Annotated in this window: 10 protein-coding genes; 4 read left to right on the forward strand and 6 right to left on the reverse strand. The window is 63.4% G+C overall.

Annotation, left to right across the window (positions count from 1 at the left end; all coding sequences use genetic code 11):
• Nucleotides 1–110: 110 nt before the first annotated feature.
• Together NKI99_RS30200 and NKI99_RS30205 are read left to right on the forward strand one after the other, a co-directional pair.
• Complete coding sequence (locus NKI99_RS30200; protein WP_352613199.1) at nucleotides 111–959, forward strand: endonuclease/exonuclease/phosphatase family protein; 849 nt, start codon at nucleotides 111–113, stop codon at nucleotides 957–959.
• A 62-nt stretch (nucleotides 960–1021) separates the two neighbouring features.
• Nucleotides 1022–1357 carry a hypothetical protein gene (locus NKI99_RS30205; RefSeq protein WP_023809964.1) on the forward strand — a complete coding sequence of 112 codons (336 nt, stop codon included), beginning with the start codon at nucleotides 1022–1024 and terminating at the stop codon, nucleotides 1355–1357.
• 261 nt (nucleotides 1358–1618) lie between these two features.
• Here the strand turns inward: NKI99_RS30205 and NKI99_RS30210 are convergent, their stop codons facing one another.
• Nucleotides 1619–8329 (reverse strand): MBG domain-containing protein, encoded by a 6711-nt coding sequence (locus NKI99_RS30210; RefSeq protein WP_352613201.1) that lies wholly within the window; start codon nucleotides 8327–8329, stop codon nucleotides 1619–1621.
• 10 nt (nucleotides 8330–8339) lie between these two features.
• Nucleotides 8340–10130, reverse strand: a complete 1791-nt coding sequence (locus tag NKI99_RS30215; RefSeq protein ID WP_352613203.1) for a ShlB/FhaC/HecB family hemolysin secretion/activation protein — start codon at nucleotides 10128–10130, stop codon at nucleotides 8340–8342.
• 368 nt (nucleotides 10131–10498) lie between these two features.
• On the opposite strand from NKI99_RS30215, the gene NKI99_RS30220 reads away from it, so the two are divergent.
• Nucleotides 10499–11362 carry a hypothetical protein gene (locus tag NKI99_RS30220; RefSeq protein ID WP_352613205.1) on the forward strand — a complete coding sequence of 288 codons (864 nt, stop codon included), beginning with the start codon at nucleotides 10499–10501 and terminating at the stop codon, nucleotides 11360–11362.
• Between the two features lie 152 nt (nucleotides 11363–11514).
• Nucleotides 11515–12381, forward strand: a complete 867-nt coding sequence (locus NKI99_RS30225; RefSeq protein ID WP_352441921.1) for a hypothetical protein — start codon at nucleotides 11515–11517, stop codon at nucleotides 12379–12381.
• A gap of 44 nt (nucleotides 12382–12425) precedes the next feature.
• Here NKI99_RS30225 and amaB read toward each other — a convergent pair whose 3' ends face one another.
• The 4 genes from amaB to NKI99_RS30245 form a co-directional block, all read right to left on the reverse strand.
• Nucleotides 12426–13940: an L-piperidine-6-carboxylate dehydrogenase gene (amaB, locus tag NKI99_RS30230; RefSeq protein WP_502905563.1), complete on the reverse strand. Its 1515-nt coding sequence runs from the start codon at nucleotides 13938–13940 to the stop codon at nucleotides 12426–12428.
• A 230-nt stretch (nucleotides 13941–14170) separates the two neighbouring features.
• Nucleotides 14171–15445, reverse strand: a complete 1275-nt coding sequence (locus tag NKI99_RS30235; RefSeq protein ID WP_352613207.1) for an RNA polymerase sigma factor — start codon at nucleotides 15443–15445, stop codon at nucleotides 14171–14173.
• On the reverse strand, nucleotides 15442–15816 hold the full coding sequence (locus tag NKI99_RS30240; protein ID WP_023809971.1) for a YciI family protein: 375 nt from the start codon (nucleotides 15814–15816) through the stop codon (nucleotides 15442–15444). Before NKI99_RS30240 ends, NKI99_RS30235 begins: the two co-directional genes overlap by 4 nt.
• 107 nt (nucleotides 15817–15923) lie before the next feature.
• On the reverse strand, nucleotides 15924–17030 hold the full coding sequence (locus NKI99_RS30245) for a DNA topoisomerase IB (protein ID WP_023809972.1): 1107 nt from the start codon (nucleotides 17028–17030) through the stop codon (nucleotides 15924–15926).
• Between the last annotated feature and the right edge of the window lie 58 nt (nucleotides 17031–17088).

Consider the following 17088-nt stretch of genomic DNA (forward strand, 5'->3'; position numbering starts at 1 on the left):
GGCGGAGGTGCGCTTGAGGAACTCGTCTGTCATGGAACATACGCCGAAATTGCCTATTTTGACTGTATCTTGCTTCTGAATTGAAGCCAGCGAGGACGAGCAGCACAGAGATGCACAGAATTGGACGCAGCCTCCCGGCAAGCATGCTTCTCTCCCTTCGTGACCGCCGGATGCAGAAGGCCAACGCCGCCGCACTCAAGACGACAGCCACCACCGGCACGCTGGTCGCCTCCTACAATGTCCACAAATGCATCGGCGTCGACAGGAAATTCGACCCGGAGCGGATCATCCGGGTCATCCGCGAAATCGACCCGGATGTCATTGCGTTGCAGGAAGCCGACAACCGCTTCGGCGACCGTGACGGACTTCTCGACCTGCCCCGGCTCGAACGGGAAACCGGCCTGGTTCCGGTGCCGATTTCGGCCACCGGCAAGGGCCATGGCTGGCATGGCAACGTCTTGCTGTTCAAGAAGGGCGTCGTTCGCGACGTGCACCAGATCAAGCTTCCGGGGCTGGAGCCGCGCGGCGCGGTGGTGGCGGAGATCGACCTCGATGGAAGCCGGACGCTGCGCATCATCGCCGCTCATCTTGGTCTGCTGCGCCGCTCGCGCTCCCAGCAGGCGCGCGTCGTGCTCGACCTGATGAACAGCCCGGACGAAAGACCGACCTTGCTGCTCGGCGACCTCAACGAATGGCGACTTGGCAACCGCTCCGCTCTCAACACGCTGCATGCGACGTTCGGCCCGCAGCCGCCGGCGGTCCCCACCTTCCCGTCGAACCTGCCGCTGCTGGCGCTCGACCGGATCATGGCCAACAGGCACGGCATGATTGCCGCCATCAACGCGCATGACACGCCGCTTTCGCGCGTTGCCTCCGACCACCTGCCGCTGACGGCCTTCGTACGCCTGGAACGGGTGGACGATGACGCCTTGATGTCTTCCGCGTCGCAAAGCGTGTAAAGTTAAGCGGAACGCCCGGTTCTTCCGCGAGTTAACATGTCTTGAACACGCAGGAGGACGAGATGAAAAAGCTGATTCTGGCTTCCCTGTTGGCATTGGCCGCGACAGCGGGGATCACTGCGCCGACGCAAGCGGCAAGCGTGACCATCCAGTCCGACGACGGCGACCGATATTTGCCGGATGACGATTCCGATAGTGGGATCGTTATTCGCCGCCACCACCGCGATCGCTATTATGACAATCAGTATGATGGCGACCAGAACGTTCAATATGACAATGGCGAATACCGGTACGGCGAATATCGCCGCCATCACCGGCATCATCGCTGCCATATCGAACTGGTCAAGCATTGGCGCCACCACCACAGGGTGATCGAAGAGGTCCGCGTCTGCGGCTGATCCCGATCGGAGCAACCGGCCGGCGAAAGCCGGCCCTGCATGATCGGCTGACGAAGTAGCGCTGATGTGAGAGGTGATAATTGACCGCGTCAAATCGTGGTCGCCCGCACGCTCACCGGACCGTGGCAACGCGGCAAGGACGGCCGGGTCCCAAGCGGCCATGGCATTAGGTCATAGGTGATATCGCCGTTCGGATTGGCGGCGTTGGTGATGCCGCCCTGGGCGATGGTATAGCTGCCGACAGTCTCGCCGGCAACGCGGTCAAGGCGCCAACCAGCGCGTCCCCATTTCCCACCGGACCGAGGCAACGCTGCAGACGGAAGCTGCGTCCGCCACGCCCTGGCAGAAGGCGGGACCGTCAAGGCGCGGGTCTTCGACCAGCGTTTGCGCATCGCCATCCACCGGCTGCCCGGTGAAGAAAACCCGAGCCGGCCCGCCGGCAGCATGGGCATCGGCGTTGTACGCGACCGTGCTGGCCGCATCCGGTGCCGGCACCGTGTTGGGCGGCGAGACCACCAGATCGGCACCGACATAGGCCAGCTCATAGTTGGCCGAGAGGGTCAGGCTCCCCTGTTCGATGGCATAGTTGCCAGCAGGGCTAGCCTGTGTCGCCTCAGTCGAGAGCGCGCCAAGGAAGGTATCCCCGTTGACCAACCCCAGACCGCCGATCGAATAGGTGAGTGGTGGATTGGGCATGCCCTGCGGCCGGCTCTGCGCATCCGCCACTATGGTGATCGCCCGCTTGCCGATGCTGAAGTCGGCATCGGCATAGCTGATCTCGTAGTTCGCATTGGCGCTGTCGGTGAGCGTGCCCTGGCCGATCGCGTAGGCTCCGGCGTTCTCTCCCAAGGCGCGATCGAGAGCGCCGACCAACGCCACACCACTGCCGAGATCGGTGCTGGTGTAGCCATAGGAGGAGGGGTCGGCATCGCCGTAAATCTTGCCCTGGCCCGAATTGGCCGTGACTGTCACGGCACGCCTGCCGATGCTGAAATCGGCGCCGACATAGCTGATGTCGTAGTTCGAGTTGGCCGCGTTGGCGAGTGTGCCCTGCCCGATCTGATAGGCGCCGACATCTTCGCCGGTCGTGCGGTCGAGAGCGCCAACCAGCGCCGCGCCATTGCCGAGATCGGTGAAGGTGTAGCCATAGGACAACGGATCGGCATTGCCGTAGGTCTTGCCCTGACCCGAGCTGGCAATGACGGTCACGGATCGCTTGCCGATGCTGAAACCGGCACCGACATAGGTGATGTCGTAATTGCCGTTGGCAGCATCGCTGAGGGTGCCGCGGCCAATGTCATAGGTCCCGACATTCTCGCCCTCGGCGCGATCAAGCGTGCCGACCAGCGCCGTCCCGCCGCCAAGACCGGAAACCGCATAGCCGTAGGACAGCGGATCACTGTCCCCATAGATCTTGCTCTGGCCCGCATCGGCCGTGACCGTGATGGCGCGCTGTGTCACCGAAAGGTCCGCGCCGATATAGCTGATGGCGTAATTGCCGTTGGCAAGCGTGCCTTGCGTGATGCTGTAGCCGCCGACATCGGATGATCCCGTGGCGGTCGTTGCCAGCGCACCGCTCAGACTGTCGCCATTGGCGAAATCGCCCGAGGTCAGCTGATAGGTCAGCGTTGGATTGTCATCGCCATAGACACGGCTCTTGGCATCGGCCGTCACCGTAATCGCGCGCTGTGCCACTGACAGGTTTCCGCCGACATAGCTGATCGCGTAGTTGCTGTTGGCGAGTGTGCCCTGCGTGATGCCGTAGCTGCCGACACCGGATGCTGTCGTTGCCGAAGTCGCCAGCGCACCGTTCAGGCTGTCGCCATTGACGAAATTGCCTGATGTCAGCTGATAGGTCAGCGCCGGGTTGGCATCGCCATAAATGCGGCTCTTGGCATCGGCCGTCACCGTGATCGCGCGCGGGGTCAACGCGAGATTGCCGCCGACATAGCTGATCGCATAATTGCTGTTGGCGAGTGTGCCTTGCGTGATGCCGTAGCTGCCGACACCGGATGCTGTCGTGGCCGTTGTAGCGAGCGCACCGGCGAGACTGTCGCCATTGACGAAATTGCCCGAGGTCAGCTGATAGGTCAGCGCCGGATTGGCGTCGCCATAGATGCGGCTCTTGGCATCGGCCGTCACCGTGATCGCCCGTTTCGTCACCGACAGATTGGCGCCGGCATAGCTGATCGCATAGTTGCTGTTGGCGAGTGTGCCTTGCGTAATGCCGTAACTGCCGACACCGGATGCTGTCGTGGCCGACGTCGCCAGCGCGCCGCTCAGGCTGTCGCCATTGACGAAATTGCCCGTGGTCAGCTGATAGGTCAGCGTTGGAATGGCATCGCCATAGATGCGGCTCTTGGCATCGGCTGTCACCGTGATGGCGCGCTTCGCCACCGACAGATTGGCGCCGACATAGCTGATCGTATAGTTGCCGTTGGCGAGTGTGCCCTGCGTGATGCCGTAGCTGCCGACACCGGATGCCGTCGTCGCCGTTGTTGCCAGTGCGCCGCTCAGGCTGTCGCCATTGACGAAATTGCCTGATGTCAGCTGATAGGTCAGAGCCGGATTGCTGTCGCCATAGATGCGGCTCTTGGCGTTGGCTGTCACCGTGATGGCGCGCGGCGTCACCGACAAATTGGCGGCGACATAGTTGATCGCATAGTTGTTGTTGTTGAGTGTGCCCTGCGCAATGCCGTAGCTGCCGACACCGGATGCCGTCGTCGCCGATGTCGTCAGAGAACCGCCCAAGCTGTCGCCACTGACGAGGCTGCCTGTTGTGAGTTGATAGGTCAGCGTCGGATTGGAGTTGCCATAGGTACGGCTCTTGGCATCGGCCGTTACCGTGATCGCGCGCTTGGCGATGGTGAAATTGGCGCCGACATAGGTGATGTCGTAGTTCGAATTGCTGGTGTTGGTGATGCTGCCCTGGTTGATGGCATAAGTCCCGGCGCTGTTCCCTGCCGTGCGGCTAAGGCTACCGACCAAGGCCGTGCCGGCGCCGAGATCCGAAACGGTGTATGCATAGGATGATGGATTGGCGTCTCCATAGATCTTTCCCTGGCCCGGCGTCACCGTCACCGTCACCGCGCGCTTGCCGATGGTAAGCAGGCCCGCGCTGTTGTAGGCGAAGCCATAGCCGCTCAACGCCGCGAGATTGCCGGCGCCGACGGTGATTGCATAGGATCCTGCTCCGGCCTGTGTATTGCCCGGCGGATTGACGGACGTGACGCTTGGGCCGCCGCTGAAGGTCGTGGCGGCGGTGTCGCCGAGATAGGCGCCGATCACGCCTGCCTGGTAGCCCGCCACTGAATAGGTCAGTGCCGGCAGGGCGGTATCGCCATAGGTTTTGGTCGCATTGCTGGATTTGAAGGTCAGTGTCGGCTGATAGGCAAAGACATAGCGGTTGCCTGTCGCACTCACCAGACCACCCGCCGACGTGTTCCAGACGGCCGTGTTGCCACTGTCCAGATTGCCGAATGTATTGCCGGTGGGATTTGCCGCATAGATCAGCCAGCGTCCGCTGGTGGCGGCGACGGCGTCACTGCCCCGGTTGTTGACGAACAGGCCAGCGGCCGAGAGCACTGGATCCGTTCCGCTGATTGTCGCATTTGCCGCAATGGTCAAATCGCCCGTCGTCTGAAGCTTCACCGAACCGGTGGTGTTCACCCCGGTCGCCATAACCCCACGGGCGCTGGAAGCACTGGCGATCGTCAGGCTTGCACCATCGCGCAGATCGACGGAACCGGCGTTGCCGGCGACGTTGCCGACCTGGTTGCCGGCGTTGGTCAGGGTGAAGCTACCCGTGCCACCGAGAACCAGCGACGCCGCCGTCAGGCCACTAGTCTGCGTCACCACGCCATTCGACGACAGCGCCAGCGTGCCGGTGCCGACCGACAGCGCCTGGTTGAGGGCGAAGGTGGCTGCTGCGGTTTCAATCTGGCGATTGGCGAAGGACAGGCTGCCGACAGAGGTTGACCCAATCGCCGCGCTATAGGCGCTGCTCAGCGCCGACAGCGAGGCGATCGAGCCATCCGCCTCGTCGAGCCGCCAGTCGCCATAGACGTTGAGGTTCGAGACATTGCTGCCGGACAGGCCGGTCCGGAAGGTCACGCCATTCTTGGCGCCCGAGTCCGCTTCGGCAACGGTGTAAGCGAGCACCGAGTTCGAGACCGCGCCGGCCGGCAGAGCGAGATAATAGTAGCCGTTGACGCCGGTCGAGACTGTGCCGAGGTTCACGCCGCCGGAGACGACGGACACCAGCCCGGGATTCTTTGTGTAATAGGGTTGGCCGGTACCGGAAATCAGCGGCGTGTTGCCGGCATCCTTGTAAGCAATTCCGGAGATCGCCTGGACGCCATTGGGGTAGAAGCTCTTCAGATAGGGATAGAGGCCGCCAGTCCCGCCGCCAAAGGCGGCACTCAGTCCATTGGCGCCGCCATTCTGGAAGCTGGAGGTCGACAGGCCGACGACATTGACATTGGGGCCGGTGGTGCCACCGCCGATCGCAGGCTTGGCGCTGGATGTGGTGTTGTAGGGGCCGGATGTCGACGTGTCGTACGCGCCCGTGACCACGCCATCGTAAAGGTTGTTGCCGATGAACGCGCCGACATTCCATCCGCCGCTGACCGCGCCGGTCGAATAGCTGTCGGTTATCCTGCCGCCCTCGCCGACAAACGAATAGCCATAATTCGATCCGACGAGGCCGCCGACGGCCGCGCCGCCGCTGCCGATATCGACAGCGCCCATGGCATAGACGCGATCGATGGTGCCGAAATTGTTGAAGCCCACCGCGCCGCCCGCGGCATTTGTGTCGCGTGCGTTGATGACCACTGTCGAGAAGCTGTCGGAGAGTGCGCCATCGTTCTCGCCGATCAGACCGCCTGAGGTGGACCCGTATTGCGTGGTGAACAGCTGACCAGTCGAATAACTCTGGGCCACCGTGCCGGCATTGAACCCGGCGATCCCGCCAAGGGTCCTAAACCCCCGGACCGTCACATTGGTGACGCCGACATTCTGGACCAGGCCGCCCGCGCCGATATAGCCGAATAGGCCGACATACTGGGCAGCGGACTGCGTCACCGACAGGCTGTCGACGGTGTGGCCGAGCCCGTCGAACGAGCCGGTGAAGCCGTTGCCGCCGTTCTGGATGTTGCTGTTGCCGTCGGTGCCCAGTGATATGAAGCCGAGACCGCTGTTCCAGCTGGACGTGGAACTGGCATCGATATTCTTGGCCAGCGCGTAGCTGCCGGTGAGCCCGCTGTTGATCGCCTGCAGGCCGTTGACATCATAGATCAGCGTGTAGCTCTGGCCGTTGACCGACAGCGCCTGCGCACCGGGCGTGCCGGTGAAGGTCGCCGATGCGCCCAAGGCATAGGAGATCGTGCCGCCGGTGCCGCCATTGTTGGTGATGAGCGCCAGTCCGCCGACGCCGCCGATCGTGGCGTTCGCATTGAAGACAATCGAATGAGAGGCGCTGAGCGTCAGCGTGTTGGCGTTCCAGGCGATCGGCGCGGCAATGGTGATGTCGCCGGCCTGCGAACCGCCGCTGCCGGTCGAGATGGTGACGTTAGCGGTTGCGAGAAGGTTCTGCAGCGTGGTGACGTTGATGACGCTGTCATTGGTGTTGGCGGACATGCTGCCGCCGGTGTTGCCGGCAGCGTTCGATATAGTGACGTTGTAGGGATCGAGCAAAAGGTCACCGGTGTCGCCGAAGCGGGCGCGCAGATCGACCTCACCGGTGAAGTCGAGGCGCTGCTTGCCGGACACTTCCGCAAAGCCGCCATTGCCGCCGTCATCACCGCCGCGTGCGGAAATCTTGCCGGCGAACTTTGTTTGCTCGTCCGACCAGACGATGACCGTGCCGCCGGTGCCGTTGCCGGTCGCATCGGCACTGATTGTCGTCTTCGCATCGATCTCGGTTGTGACCGCGCGTTGCAAGGTGCCCTTGCCCTGCTTGTCACCGCCGATCCTGACGCTGCCGCCGCCATCCTTGCCCGAGGCATCGACCTTGGCGGCTTTGAGCTTCAGTTTGCGGCCGGTGACCGTGACCTTGCCGCCCTTGCCGCCGGCCTTGGCCGAAGCGTCGAGCATGCCGGTGATTTCGACCGAGCCTTCATCGCCGCCGAGTACGATGGCGCCGGATTGACCTGACACCGTGCGTGCCTCGATGACACCGGACATGTTGACGGCTTGGCGTGCGGCATCGCGCACCGCAGCCGCCTTGAGTTCGACCAGCCCGCCATCGGCACTGATACGTCCGGAATTGCTGACCAGCGCATTGCTGCCGTCAGCCTTGGTCGGCACGGAGACCTGCAGGAAGCCGTCGCCGGACAAATCAAGCGCCGCCTTCTCACCCGATCCGAGCCCGACCTTTCCAAGCGGCACGGTGATCGAGCCGGCATTGTCGACGCTGCCACCGATCAATGCGGCATAGCCGCCACGCCCGATGCTGATCGCACCCTGGTTGGAGACGGCAGCGGAAGCTCCATTGCCTTCGAACTCCAGCTTTCCGGCCTCAAAATCCTCGTCGCTGATGCCCAGCGAGGACGCGACGAAGCCGGCGGCACTAACCTTGCCGGTCTTGGAGATGGCAATGCCGTTGGGATTGACCAGGAACACCTGGCCATTGGCATTGAGCTGGCCTGCAATGGTCGATTTGGTACCGCCGGTGACGCGGTTCAGCATCGTTGCCGAGGATGATGGCTGGTCGATAGTGACTGTCGCGCCGGCACCGATCGAAAAACTCTGCCAGTTGACGATCGCCGAACTGGTCGACTGCCTGATGTTCAGTTGCGACGACGATGGGTTGGCGATGGTGACGCCGCCGGATGCTACGCTGCCGCCGGTCGGCAGTTCCTGTGCCCGCGCCGACGTGAAGCCGACAAGCGCCGTCGACGTCAAAAGCAGCGCCATCAACGGCGCGCCGGTGCGGTTCAGGTGCCGCCGTGGGAGGTGGGCTTTGCGCTGCATGGTCATCTCTCTAGAATTGGACGGCGCCGCTGAGCGAAAAGCGATCGCTTGTCGGCAGATGGTTGTCACGATGCTGGCGGCCCCATTCCAGCGTCAGGCTGGCGTTGGTCGCGTCGCCCGCCAGCGCGGTGCCGACCTTCAGGCCAAGCCCGTATGACGCGCCGACGATGTTGGCCGTCTCGAGCGCGGTCGGCATTTCGAGATGGACCTGGCCGACAGCGCCGAACACGTAGGGCGACAACAAAACGATGCCGCCAGTGAACGGCACGTACCAGGGTGAGGACAGCTCGCCGCGCAGCACATAGCCGGCATCGCCCTGCAGCGCGCCCGCGTCGAAGCTCGACAGACCGTTCGCGCCGACCAGCCCGATCTGTTCGGACTGCAGCAGCGGCTTGCCAAACGAGGTCTGCGCGCGGGCGTAGAGATCGAGGCCGAGATGGGTGGCCAGCGGCTGGCTGTAGCTGGCCGAGACCTCCAGCTTCTGGAAATCGGCGTCGGCGCCTTGACGCGACAGTGGCAGCAGCGGCGTCGCATCGGCGGCTGAACGCGCGCCGAGCCCATCGATACCGAAGGACGCAACGACGTTGCCGATGAAGACGCCGCCAAGCGGTGTGAACCAGATGCCGTCGAGACCGAGCCGGGCAATGCGCAGCCGGTCCTCGGCGATCGGCAGCGAAATCGGCGTCACCGCGTCGAGCGTGTCGTTCTGCACGTCGAAGGACAGTTCGGTGCTGATCGTAAGCGCACGGCTGCGGATCCAGGGATATCGAAGCCGCGCCGAATAACGCTCGAAGGCGCTGCCGAAGCCGAGCGTGCCGGGCTCGGCTGTCGGATTGGCCTGCGTGCGGCTGGCTTCCAGGTTGAGCGTCAGCCCGTCATAGCCGATCGGCACGACGATGCCCGCGGCATAGTTGCGATTGCGTGGGCCATCCGTGAACAGGCCACTCTCGCCGCCATCGGGGTAGCCGCCTGCCCTGACATAGACGAGTTCGCCGAGGCCGAGCAATGAGTTGAAATCGACGCCGACGCCCGTAGACCAGCGCTGCAACGACGGCGATAGCGAGTTGTCCCCGGTCGCCTGGCCGCCGATCGGGCGATATTTGCCATCGATGACCAGCACGCTGGCGCCTTTGGCTGTTCCGGCCTGCAAGGTTGAGCGCAGCCGGGCCCCGGGCGTATCGCCAGCCAGCAGCAGCTTGCGTTCGATCGCCGACAGCTTGATGCTCTTTTGTCCAACGAGCGGCGCCAGCGTTGCCTCGACCCGCCCGCGTATGCGCTCGGGCAGATTGCTGGTGTCGATCCGTTCGAGAAAGCCGTCGACGACGACCAGCCGGAGCCCTGCGCCGTCGTTGAGCTTCTGCGCCGGCAGCACCACCCGCGCCAGCGCATAGCCGGCCCGTCCATATTCGGTTTCGAGTTTTCGCGCCGCGGCAAAGATTTCCGCCGCCGTCACCGTGCGGTGCGCAAGGCCGGCAACGATCTTGCGTGTTGCGTCAGCCATGTCGGGCCAGCCGCCTTCGACCCTGACATCCCCGAGCTTGACCCTGAGCTTCCCGGCGCCCGCCGGCGCCTCGAGGCCCTCACCTTCGGGAATGGAAACACCTGCCGTGTTGGCTGCCGGCGGCGGCCGAAAGCTGGGCGGCGTGATCTGGCTGGCTGTCTGCGCAAACGCGCCGGCTTGAAGCCACAGGCACGCCGAGACGGCAAACAGGATCAACCATCCCTTACGGGCTGCCAGCTCACCGAAAACTGGGTGACAGTCGTTATCCCTGCCAACCGCGATCTTGCTTGTATACTTCACTCAATCACTCGTCCTTCGAGGTAGAGTTCGGCAAAACTTCGCCACCGCGCGAGATTTCATCGCTCGTTAATTGGCTTCTGCTTTCGAACTCACTTCCGGGAAGGCGTGCCCCCGCCGCTCGGATGTCGCGGAAACTATGCCGGGCCCTGGGGAAGGTCAATTCAACGGGCGGCCCTCCGGCTGACTATTATTGGGAGGGGTTTTCCAAGCCATAGCAATCGGTTAGCGGATCCCATGAACCGATCGTGGCCGGCCCCATGTTCGGGTTGGGCTTGCTCTTCGCATTTGGTGCCTCTGGACACAGCTATCGAAGGCTGGAAAATGTGGACGCGACTCCGCTGTTGGAGTTAACTCGGAACATGAGGAGGATGGCGCTGAATCTGGAAGACATTGCCGGCCATCCGGCCCTGCATCGCTGTGTCCAGGCACAGTCGTTGGCGCTGATCAACATCTATGAAACGAGCCCGCGACTGGCTTCCATTTTCGCCACGCAGCAGCGTTGGCTGATGGGTCATGTCGGCCTTGCCATGCATTTCAGGCGCGATCCGCACGACCGCCGCAAGGAGCTGACGGTATCGCGTTTCATCGAGTTCGTACACCAGCACGCGGTGGCCAGCCGCAACACGGCGGACGCTTTCATCAAGGAGATGCTGCACTATCATGTCGCCGAGTATGTTTCGGGTGGCGACGGGCGCACGCACCCTTTGCAGCCAACGGCGGCAACCGTGCAGACTTTCACCGGCTGGGTCCTTGCCCATCTGCAGACGCTGGATCATCTCGACGGTGGCAACCGGCTGGCCAGGTTCCTGGAGCGGCCCGACATGGTTGTCAGGCTGCAGCCTCTGGTGGCGGACGGCCTGCTTGCCTCCAAGCCGGTGCGCGAGCCCAACCAGACTTTTTCCCTGTTCATCTGGCTCAACAATGGCGGCATCGTCATGGACTGGCTGATGTCGGGCATCGACCCCGATCATGCCGGCCTGCACCGGATTCCGACCAGCGTGGTTTCGATCGGAGATTTCGCCAGATGGCTCAAGCTGTCGCGGACCCACCTCGCCCGCAAGCTGCGCGCTGCCGAGGAACTCGGCAGCATCGGCTGGCTCGGCCAGCGCGGCCATTCGGTGATGTGGGTATCGAACACTTTCTACCAGGAGTACATGACCGTCCAGGCCGCCAAGCTGGCCATTGTCGATGCGGCCTTCGACGCCTGTTTTCCAGCTCCGGAAGACCGCTGAAGGATCGGCGCGATCGATATCTGCCCGGGCCGTGAACATTGTCTACTGGCGATCATAACCTGTTATAGAGCGGGCGCGTCTGGACACGGGCCTTGAAGGCTGAAAATGTGATCTGCGTCTTCGCGTTGGGGGGCTTGACGCACGGGGGGAGAATGGCGCTGACCTTGGACCATATTGCCGGTCACCCGGCATTGCATCGCTGTGTCCGTGCCCAGGCGCAGGCGCTTATCCAGACCTACGAGACGAACCCGAGGCTTGCCTCGATATTTGCCACCCAGCAGCGTTGGCTGATGGCGCATATCGGCCTTGCCCTGCATTTCAGACGGGAGCCCGATGACTACCGCAAGCAGTTGACGGCGGCGCGTTTCATCGACGTCATCCGGGAGAATTCCGTCGCCAGCCGCAACACCGCCGACGCCTTCCTCAAGGAGATGCTGCACTACAATTTCATCGAGCACCTCTCGGCAGCTCAGGATGGCCGCATCCGCCCCATACAGCCTACAGTGAACACGCTGGACACGCTCGCCGGCTGGATGATGGCTCATCTGCACACACTGGACAGTCTCGACGGCGCGAACCGTCTGGCAACGTTTCTGGAGCGGCCCTATGCGCTCGCCAGGGTGCAACCGCTGGTGGCTGACGGGCTGATCTCCTCCAGTCCCGTGCGCGAGCCCAAGCAGACCTTTTCGCTGTTCACCTGGCTTAACAATGGCGGCGTCGTCATGGACTGGCTGATATCGGGCGTCGATCCCGACCATGCCGGCCTCGCTGCAATACCGACTGGCGTCGTCTCGATCGGCGATTTCGCCAAATGGCTCAAGCTGTCGCGAACCCACCTGGCACGCAAACTGCGGGATGCCGAAGACCTCGGCAGCGTTGGCTGGCTTGGCCAGCGCGGCAATTCGGTGATGTGGGTGTCGGGCGATTTCTACCGGGAGTACATGACCGCCCAGGCCGTCAAGCTGGCTATCATCGATGCCGCGTTCGTCAAGGCCTTTGACTCGCCAGCAGGCAGCTGACCGGTGGGCATCCCCCGTGCGGGATGCCCAAGCCGGCGAGCCCTTCAGTCGATGTCGAACGACACGCCCTGGGCGAGCGGCAGCGCCTTGGAATAGTTCACCGTGTTGGTGGCGCGCCGCATATAGGCCTTCCATGCGTCGGAGCCGCTCTCGCGGCCGCCCCCGGTTTCCTTTTCGCCGCCAAAGGCACCGCCGATCTCGGCGCCCGAGGTGCCGATGTTGACATTGGCAATGCCGCAATCCGATCCGTCGACACCCAGGAAACGCTCGGATTCCTGCAGGTCTCGGGTGAAGATGGACGACGACAGGCCGGCGCCCACCGCATTGTGCTCGTGGAGCACGGCGTCGAAATCCGAATATTTCATCACATAGAGGATCGGCGCGAAGGTCTCTTCCGTCACCGGGGATACCTGGCTTGGCATTTCGACCAGCGCCGGGTGCACGTAGTAGGCATCGGGGTGGCCGTTCTCGACCCGCGTGCCGCCGGTCACCTTGCCGTCATGGGCGGCGGCTTCCTTCAGCGCCTTCTGCATGGCATCGAAGGCCGCCTTGTCGATCAGCGGCCCGACCAGCGAGGAGGTCTCCAGCGGATTGCCGACAGACACACTCTCGTAGGCCTTTTTGAGGCGCGGAACCAAGGCGTCGTAGACGCTGTCATGCACGAACAGGCGCCGCAGCGTCGTGCAGCGCTGGCCGGCCGTGCCCATCGCTCCAAAGGCAATCGCGCGCAGCGCCATGTCGAGATCGGCGGTCGGGCAGACGATGCCTGCATTGTTGCCGCCGAGTTCCAGCACCGCGCGCGCAAAGCGCTTGGCCAGCCGCGGACCGACGTCGCGGCCCATGCGGGTCGAGCCGGTCGCCGAAACCAGCGGCACTTTAGGGTGATCGACCAGTATCTCGCCGACGGCGCGATCGCCGATCAGCACCGGCGCCAGGCCATCAGGTGCGTCCGCGCCGAAGCGCTTGACCGCACGTTTGAAGATGGCTTCGCAAGCAAGTGCGGTCAGCGGCGTCTTTTCCGACGGCTTCCACACCACTGCGTCGCCGCAGACCAGTGCCAGGGCGGCATTCCACGACCACACAGCCACCGGGAAGTTGAAGGCGGAAATGACGCCGACGACGCCGAGCGGATGCCAGGTTTCCATCATTCGATGGCCTGGGCGCTCGGTGGCGATGGTCAGGCCGTACAATTGCCGGGAGAGGCCTACGGCGAAATCACAGATGTCGATCATCTCCTGCACTTCGCCGAGCCCCTCGGACGGGATCTTGCCGACCTCGATCGAGACCAGCCGGCCAAGCTCGGCCTTGTGCGTACGCAGCTCCTCGCCGACCAGCCGCACCAGTTCGCCACGCCGCGGGCCTGGCACCATGCGCCAGGCCTGGAAGGCCTTGTGCGCGGCATCGATCACCTTGGCCGCGTCAGCCGGTGAGATCGTCTTCAGCGCCGCGATCTGCTCGCCCGTCACCGGGCTGCGCACGATCAGGTCGCCGCCGACAAGCGTCTCCTTGGCCACACCCAGTTTCGCCAGCAGTTCGGTCGTTTCCTTGCCTATCGTCATTCTTGTCCCTTTCAGATCCAGTCGCTCATAATGCATGTCGCCCAAAAGTGCCCAGCGGTTTTGGGACAACGACATGCACAAAAGGCACGCCGGTCAAAGCCTGGCGCCATGCTGCCCGCGTGCACAAAGGCACCTAAGGCACGATCATCGCGTGGCATTACTCGGTTCAAGGGAAAATCACCACCCCGGCATGGTCTAAGCCCAAACTGCACGATTGAGCCAGATGGCGCTCAGTTTGCCTTCTTGGCCGCTGGGCGTACCGCACCGTCCTTGATCAGCCGGTCGATATGCATGCGGATATGGGCAGCTTCCGCCGCCGTGTTCGCAAGCGCTATGGCGCGGTCGAAGGCGACGCGCGCCTCGTCGCCCCGGTCGAGCTGCATCAAGAGGCCGCCCTTGAGGCCGAAAAAATGGAAATAGCCGGAAAGCCGTTCTTCCAGCGGCTCGATCATGGCGAGCGCCTCTGCCGGTCCACGCACCTTCGAGACCGCGACGGCCCGGTTGAGCGTGACCACCGGCGACGGCTGCATCTGCTCGAGCAAGCGATAGAGCAGGTCGATCTCGTTCCAGTCGGTGTCCTCGGCCTTTTCGGCCCGCGCATGCAGCGCGGCAATCGCCGCTTGCACCTGGTAAGGACCGGGCTTGCGATGGCGCAGCGCCTTGTCGACCAGCGCCAGCCCCTCATCGATCATCTTGCGGCTCCACAGGCTGCGATCCTGGTCTTCGAGCAGCACGATCTCGCCGCTCCCGTCGAAACGGGCCGGTGCGCGCGCATGCTGCAGAAGCAACAGCGCCGTCAGCCCCATGATCTCCGGCTCGGTCTGAAACAGCCGCAGCAACAGCCGTGCCAGCCGGATCGCCTCCTCGCACAGCGGTGCGCGGGCCGGCGCCTCGCCGCTGTTGGTCGAATAGCCCTCGTTGAAGACCAAGTAGACCATGGCGGCGACGGCGGCGAGCCGTTCCGACCGCTCGACCGCGCCCGGCGTCTCGAACGGCACGCCGGCGTCCGCAATGCGCGCCTTGGCGCGAGTGATGCGCTGCTCCATGGCACTTTCGCCAACCAGGAAGGCGCGCGCGATCTGCTTGACCGTAAGACCGGAGACGATGCGCAGCGCCACCGCGATCTGCTGCGTTGCCGGGAGATCAGGATGGCAGCAGATGAACAGCAGCCGCAATATGTCGTCGCGGTAGTGCGCCCCGTCCAGCCGCTCGGCGATATCGCTCTCGGCGTCTTCCAGATCGGAAACCTGGTCTTCCTCCGGCATCGGCGCCTGCTTGGCGCGCTTGCGCACCGCATCGATGCCGCTGTTGCGACCGACGAAGATCAACCAGGCCGCCGGGTCGCGCGGCGGCCCGTTCTGCGGCCAGTTCTTCAGCGCCCTGAGGCACGCGTCCTGGAAAGCTTCCTCCGCCGTATCGAGATCGCGGAAATAACGCAGCAGCGCACCCATGGCCTGCGGGCGGGCGGCGCTGATCGCGGAGCTTATCCAGGCCATTTCGGTCATGCGGAAACCCTTGTTGGGTTAAAGACCGAAACCGGCCGGATTTCATACGACCCACCGCTCGGGTTGACCTCGGAAAGCTCGCGGGCGAACTCCACCGCCTCGTCGAGATCAGCGCATTCGAGCGTGTAGAAGCCGAGAAACTGTTCCTTGGTCTCGGCGAACGGCCCATCGATGACGACCGATTCACCCTTGACCTTTCTCAGGGTCGTCGCGGCGGTCGTCGGCAGAAGCCGTGCCACCGGGCCAAGCCGGCCGGCCTTGGCATATTTTTCCTGAACGCCGAGGATATTGGCCATGACCTCGTCGTCCTGTGCCTTGCTCCAGGAGCAGACGACATCTTCGGAAGCATAGCAGAGGATTGCGTAGAGCATGGCTGGTCCTTTTCTCTGTCAAAGGACGAAACAGTAAGACCGATCCCGACACCACGTCGATAAAAAAATCCAGATGTGGCGGATTTGGCCACGGCCGGCCGCGCTGGTCAGCTTTCTCGCGGTTTCAGCCATCGCAGCACGAGAGCTTCCTCGTCATCGAGACCATCGATTGAGCGTTTGCGTTTGTTGGCTTGCGCCATTTCATTCAGCAACCGCCCCTCGGACCACGCTTCGAAGACCCGCGGGTGGATATAGCATTTGCGGCAGACGGCACGCGTATTGCCCAGCCGCTCGGCAACCTTGTCGATAACGCTGTTCATCGCCCTGTTTCGCTGCGCCCGGCTTTGCGGCAGTTCCGTTTGGGCAAACAGCGACGCGGCGTGAATGGTGCCGCCCCAGGTGCGGAAATGCTTCGAACTGAAGGCGTCACCGACCGCCTCACGGATATAGCGGTTGACGTCCTCGGAGCGGACCGGCCGCCTGTTGCCGTCCTCATCGAGATACTGGAACAGCTTCTGGCCTGGCAGGTCCTGTGCGCCGCGCACAATCCTGGCGATGCGGCGGTCGACCAGCTTCAGCTTCCACTCCTTGCCCGACTTGCCCTTGAAGGCAAAGCGCAGGCTTGAACCGACAATATCCACATGCCGGTCGCGCAACGTGGTCAACCCGAAACTCTTGTTGTCACGGGCGTAGGCGGCATTGCCGACGCGGATCATCGTGTTGTCGAGCAGCCAGACGACCGCGGCGACGACACGCTCGAACGGCAGGCCACGACGGCGCAGATCGCTGTCGATCCTGTGCCGCAGGTCCGGCAGGCTCTCGGCGAAAGCAACCAGGCTCGAATATTTGGCACCATCGCGCTCTTCGGCCCATTGCGGATGATAGCGGTATTGCTTGCGTCCGCGCTGGTCCCTGCCGGTTGCCTGGATATGGCCGTCCGCGTCCGGCGAAATCCACACATCCCTCCAGGCCGGCGGAATGACGATCGCCTCGATGCGGGCCCTGGTAGTGTCCGAAACTGTCCCTCCGTCCGGTCCCTGGTAGGAAAACCCCTTGCCTGTTTTCAGCCGCCGGATACCGGGCTCAGCATCACTGACATAGCTAAGCGACGCATGGTCGGCCGAGCTTTGTGCCCCGTTTTTGGGCGCGCCATCTGGCGACACAGCATCCTGGCCAGCCGGTCGGCTGGGCGACAATCCGGATTTTTGCAACATGTCGGCTCCACGCGAATTCCGTAGATAAGCCACTGGCCGACCGCTGGTTCCACGCGCC

Origin of the sequence: Mesorhizobium sp. M0239, from assembly GCF_040321815.1 — a bacterium.
Taxonomy (GTDB): Bacteria; Pseudomonadota; Alphaproteobacteria; order Rhizobiales; family Rhizobiaceae; genus Mesorhizobium.

Coding starts and splice junctions, on each gene's coding strand:
- NKI99_RS30240 (WP_023809971.1), bottom strand. CDS start 15,816: ATGCTCTACGCAATCCTCTGCTATGCTTCCGAAGATGTCGTCTGCTCC.
- amaB (WP_502905563.1), bottom strand. CDS start 13,940: ATGACGATAGGCAAGGAAACGACCGAACTGCTGGCGAAACTGGGTGTG.
- NKI99_RS30205 (WP_023809964.1), top strand. CDS start 1,022: ATGAAAAAGCTGATTCTGGCTTCCCTGTTGGCATTGGCCGCGACAGCG.
- NKI99_RS30220 (WP_352613205.1), top strand. CDS start 10,499: ATGGCGCTGAATCTGGAAGACATTGCCGGCCATCCGGCCCTGCATCGC.
- NKI99_RS30235 (WP_352613207.1), bottom strand. CDS start 15,445: ATGACCGAAATGGCCTGGATAAGCTCCGCGATCAGCGCCGCCCGCCCG.
- NKI99_RS30245 (WP_023809972.1), bottom strand. CDS start 17,030: ATGTTGCAAAAATCCGGATTGTCGCCCAGCCGACCGGCTGGCCAGGAT.
- NKI99_RS30210 (WP_352613201.1), bottom strand. CDS start 8,329: ATGCAGCGCAAAGCCCACCTCCCACGGCGGCACCTGAACCGCACCGGC.
- NKI99_RS30225 (WP_352441921.1), top strand. CDS start 11,515: ATGGCGCTGACCTTGGACCATATTGCCGGTCACCCGGCATTGCATCGC.
- NKI99_RS30200 (WP_352613199.1), top strand. CDS start 111: ATGCACAGAATTGGACGCAGCCTCCCGGCAAGCATGCTTCTCTCCCTT.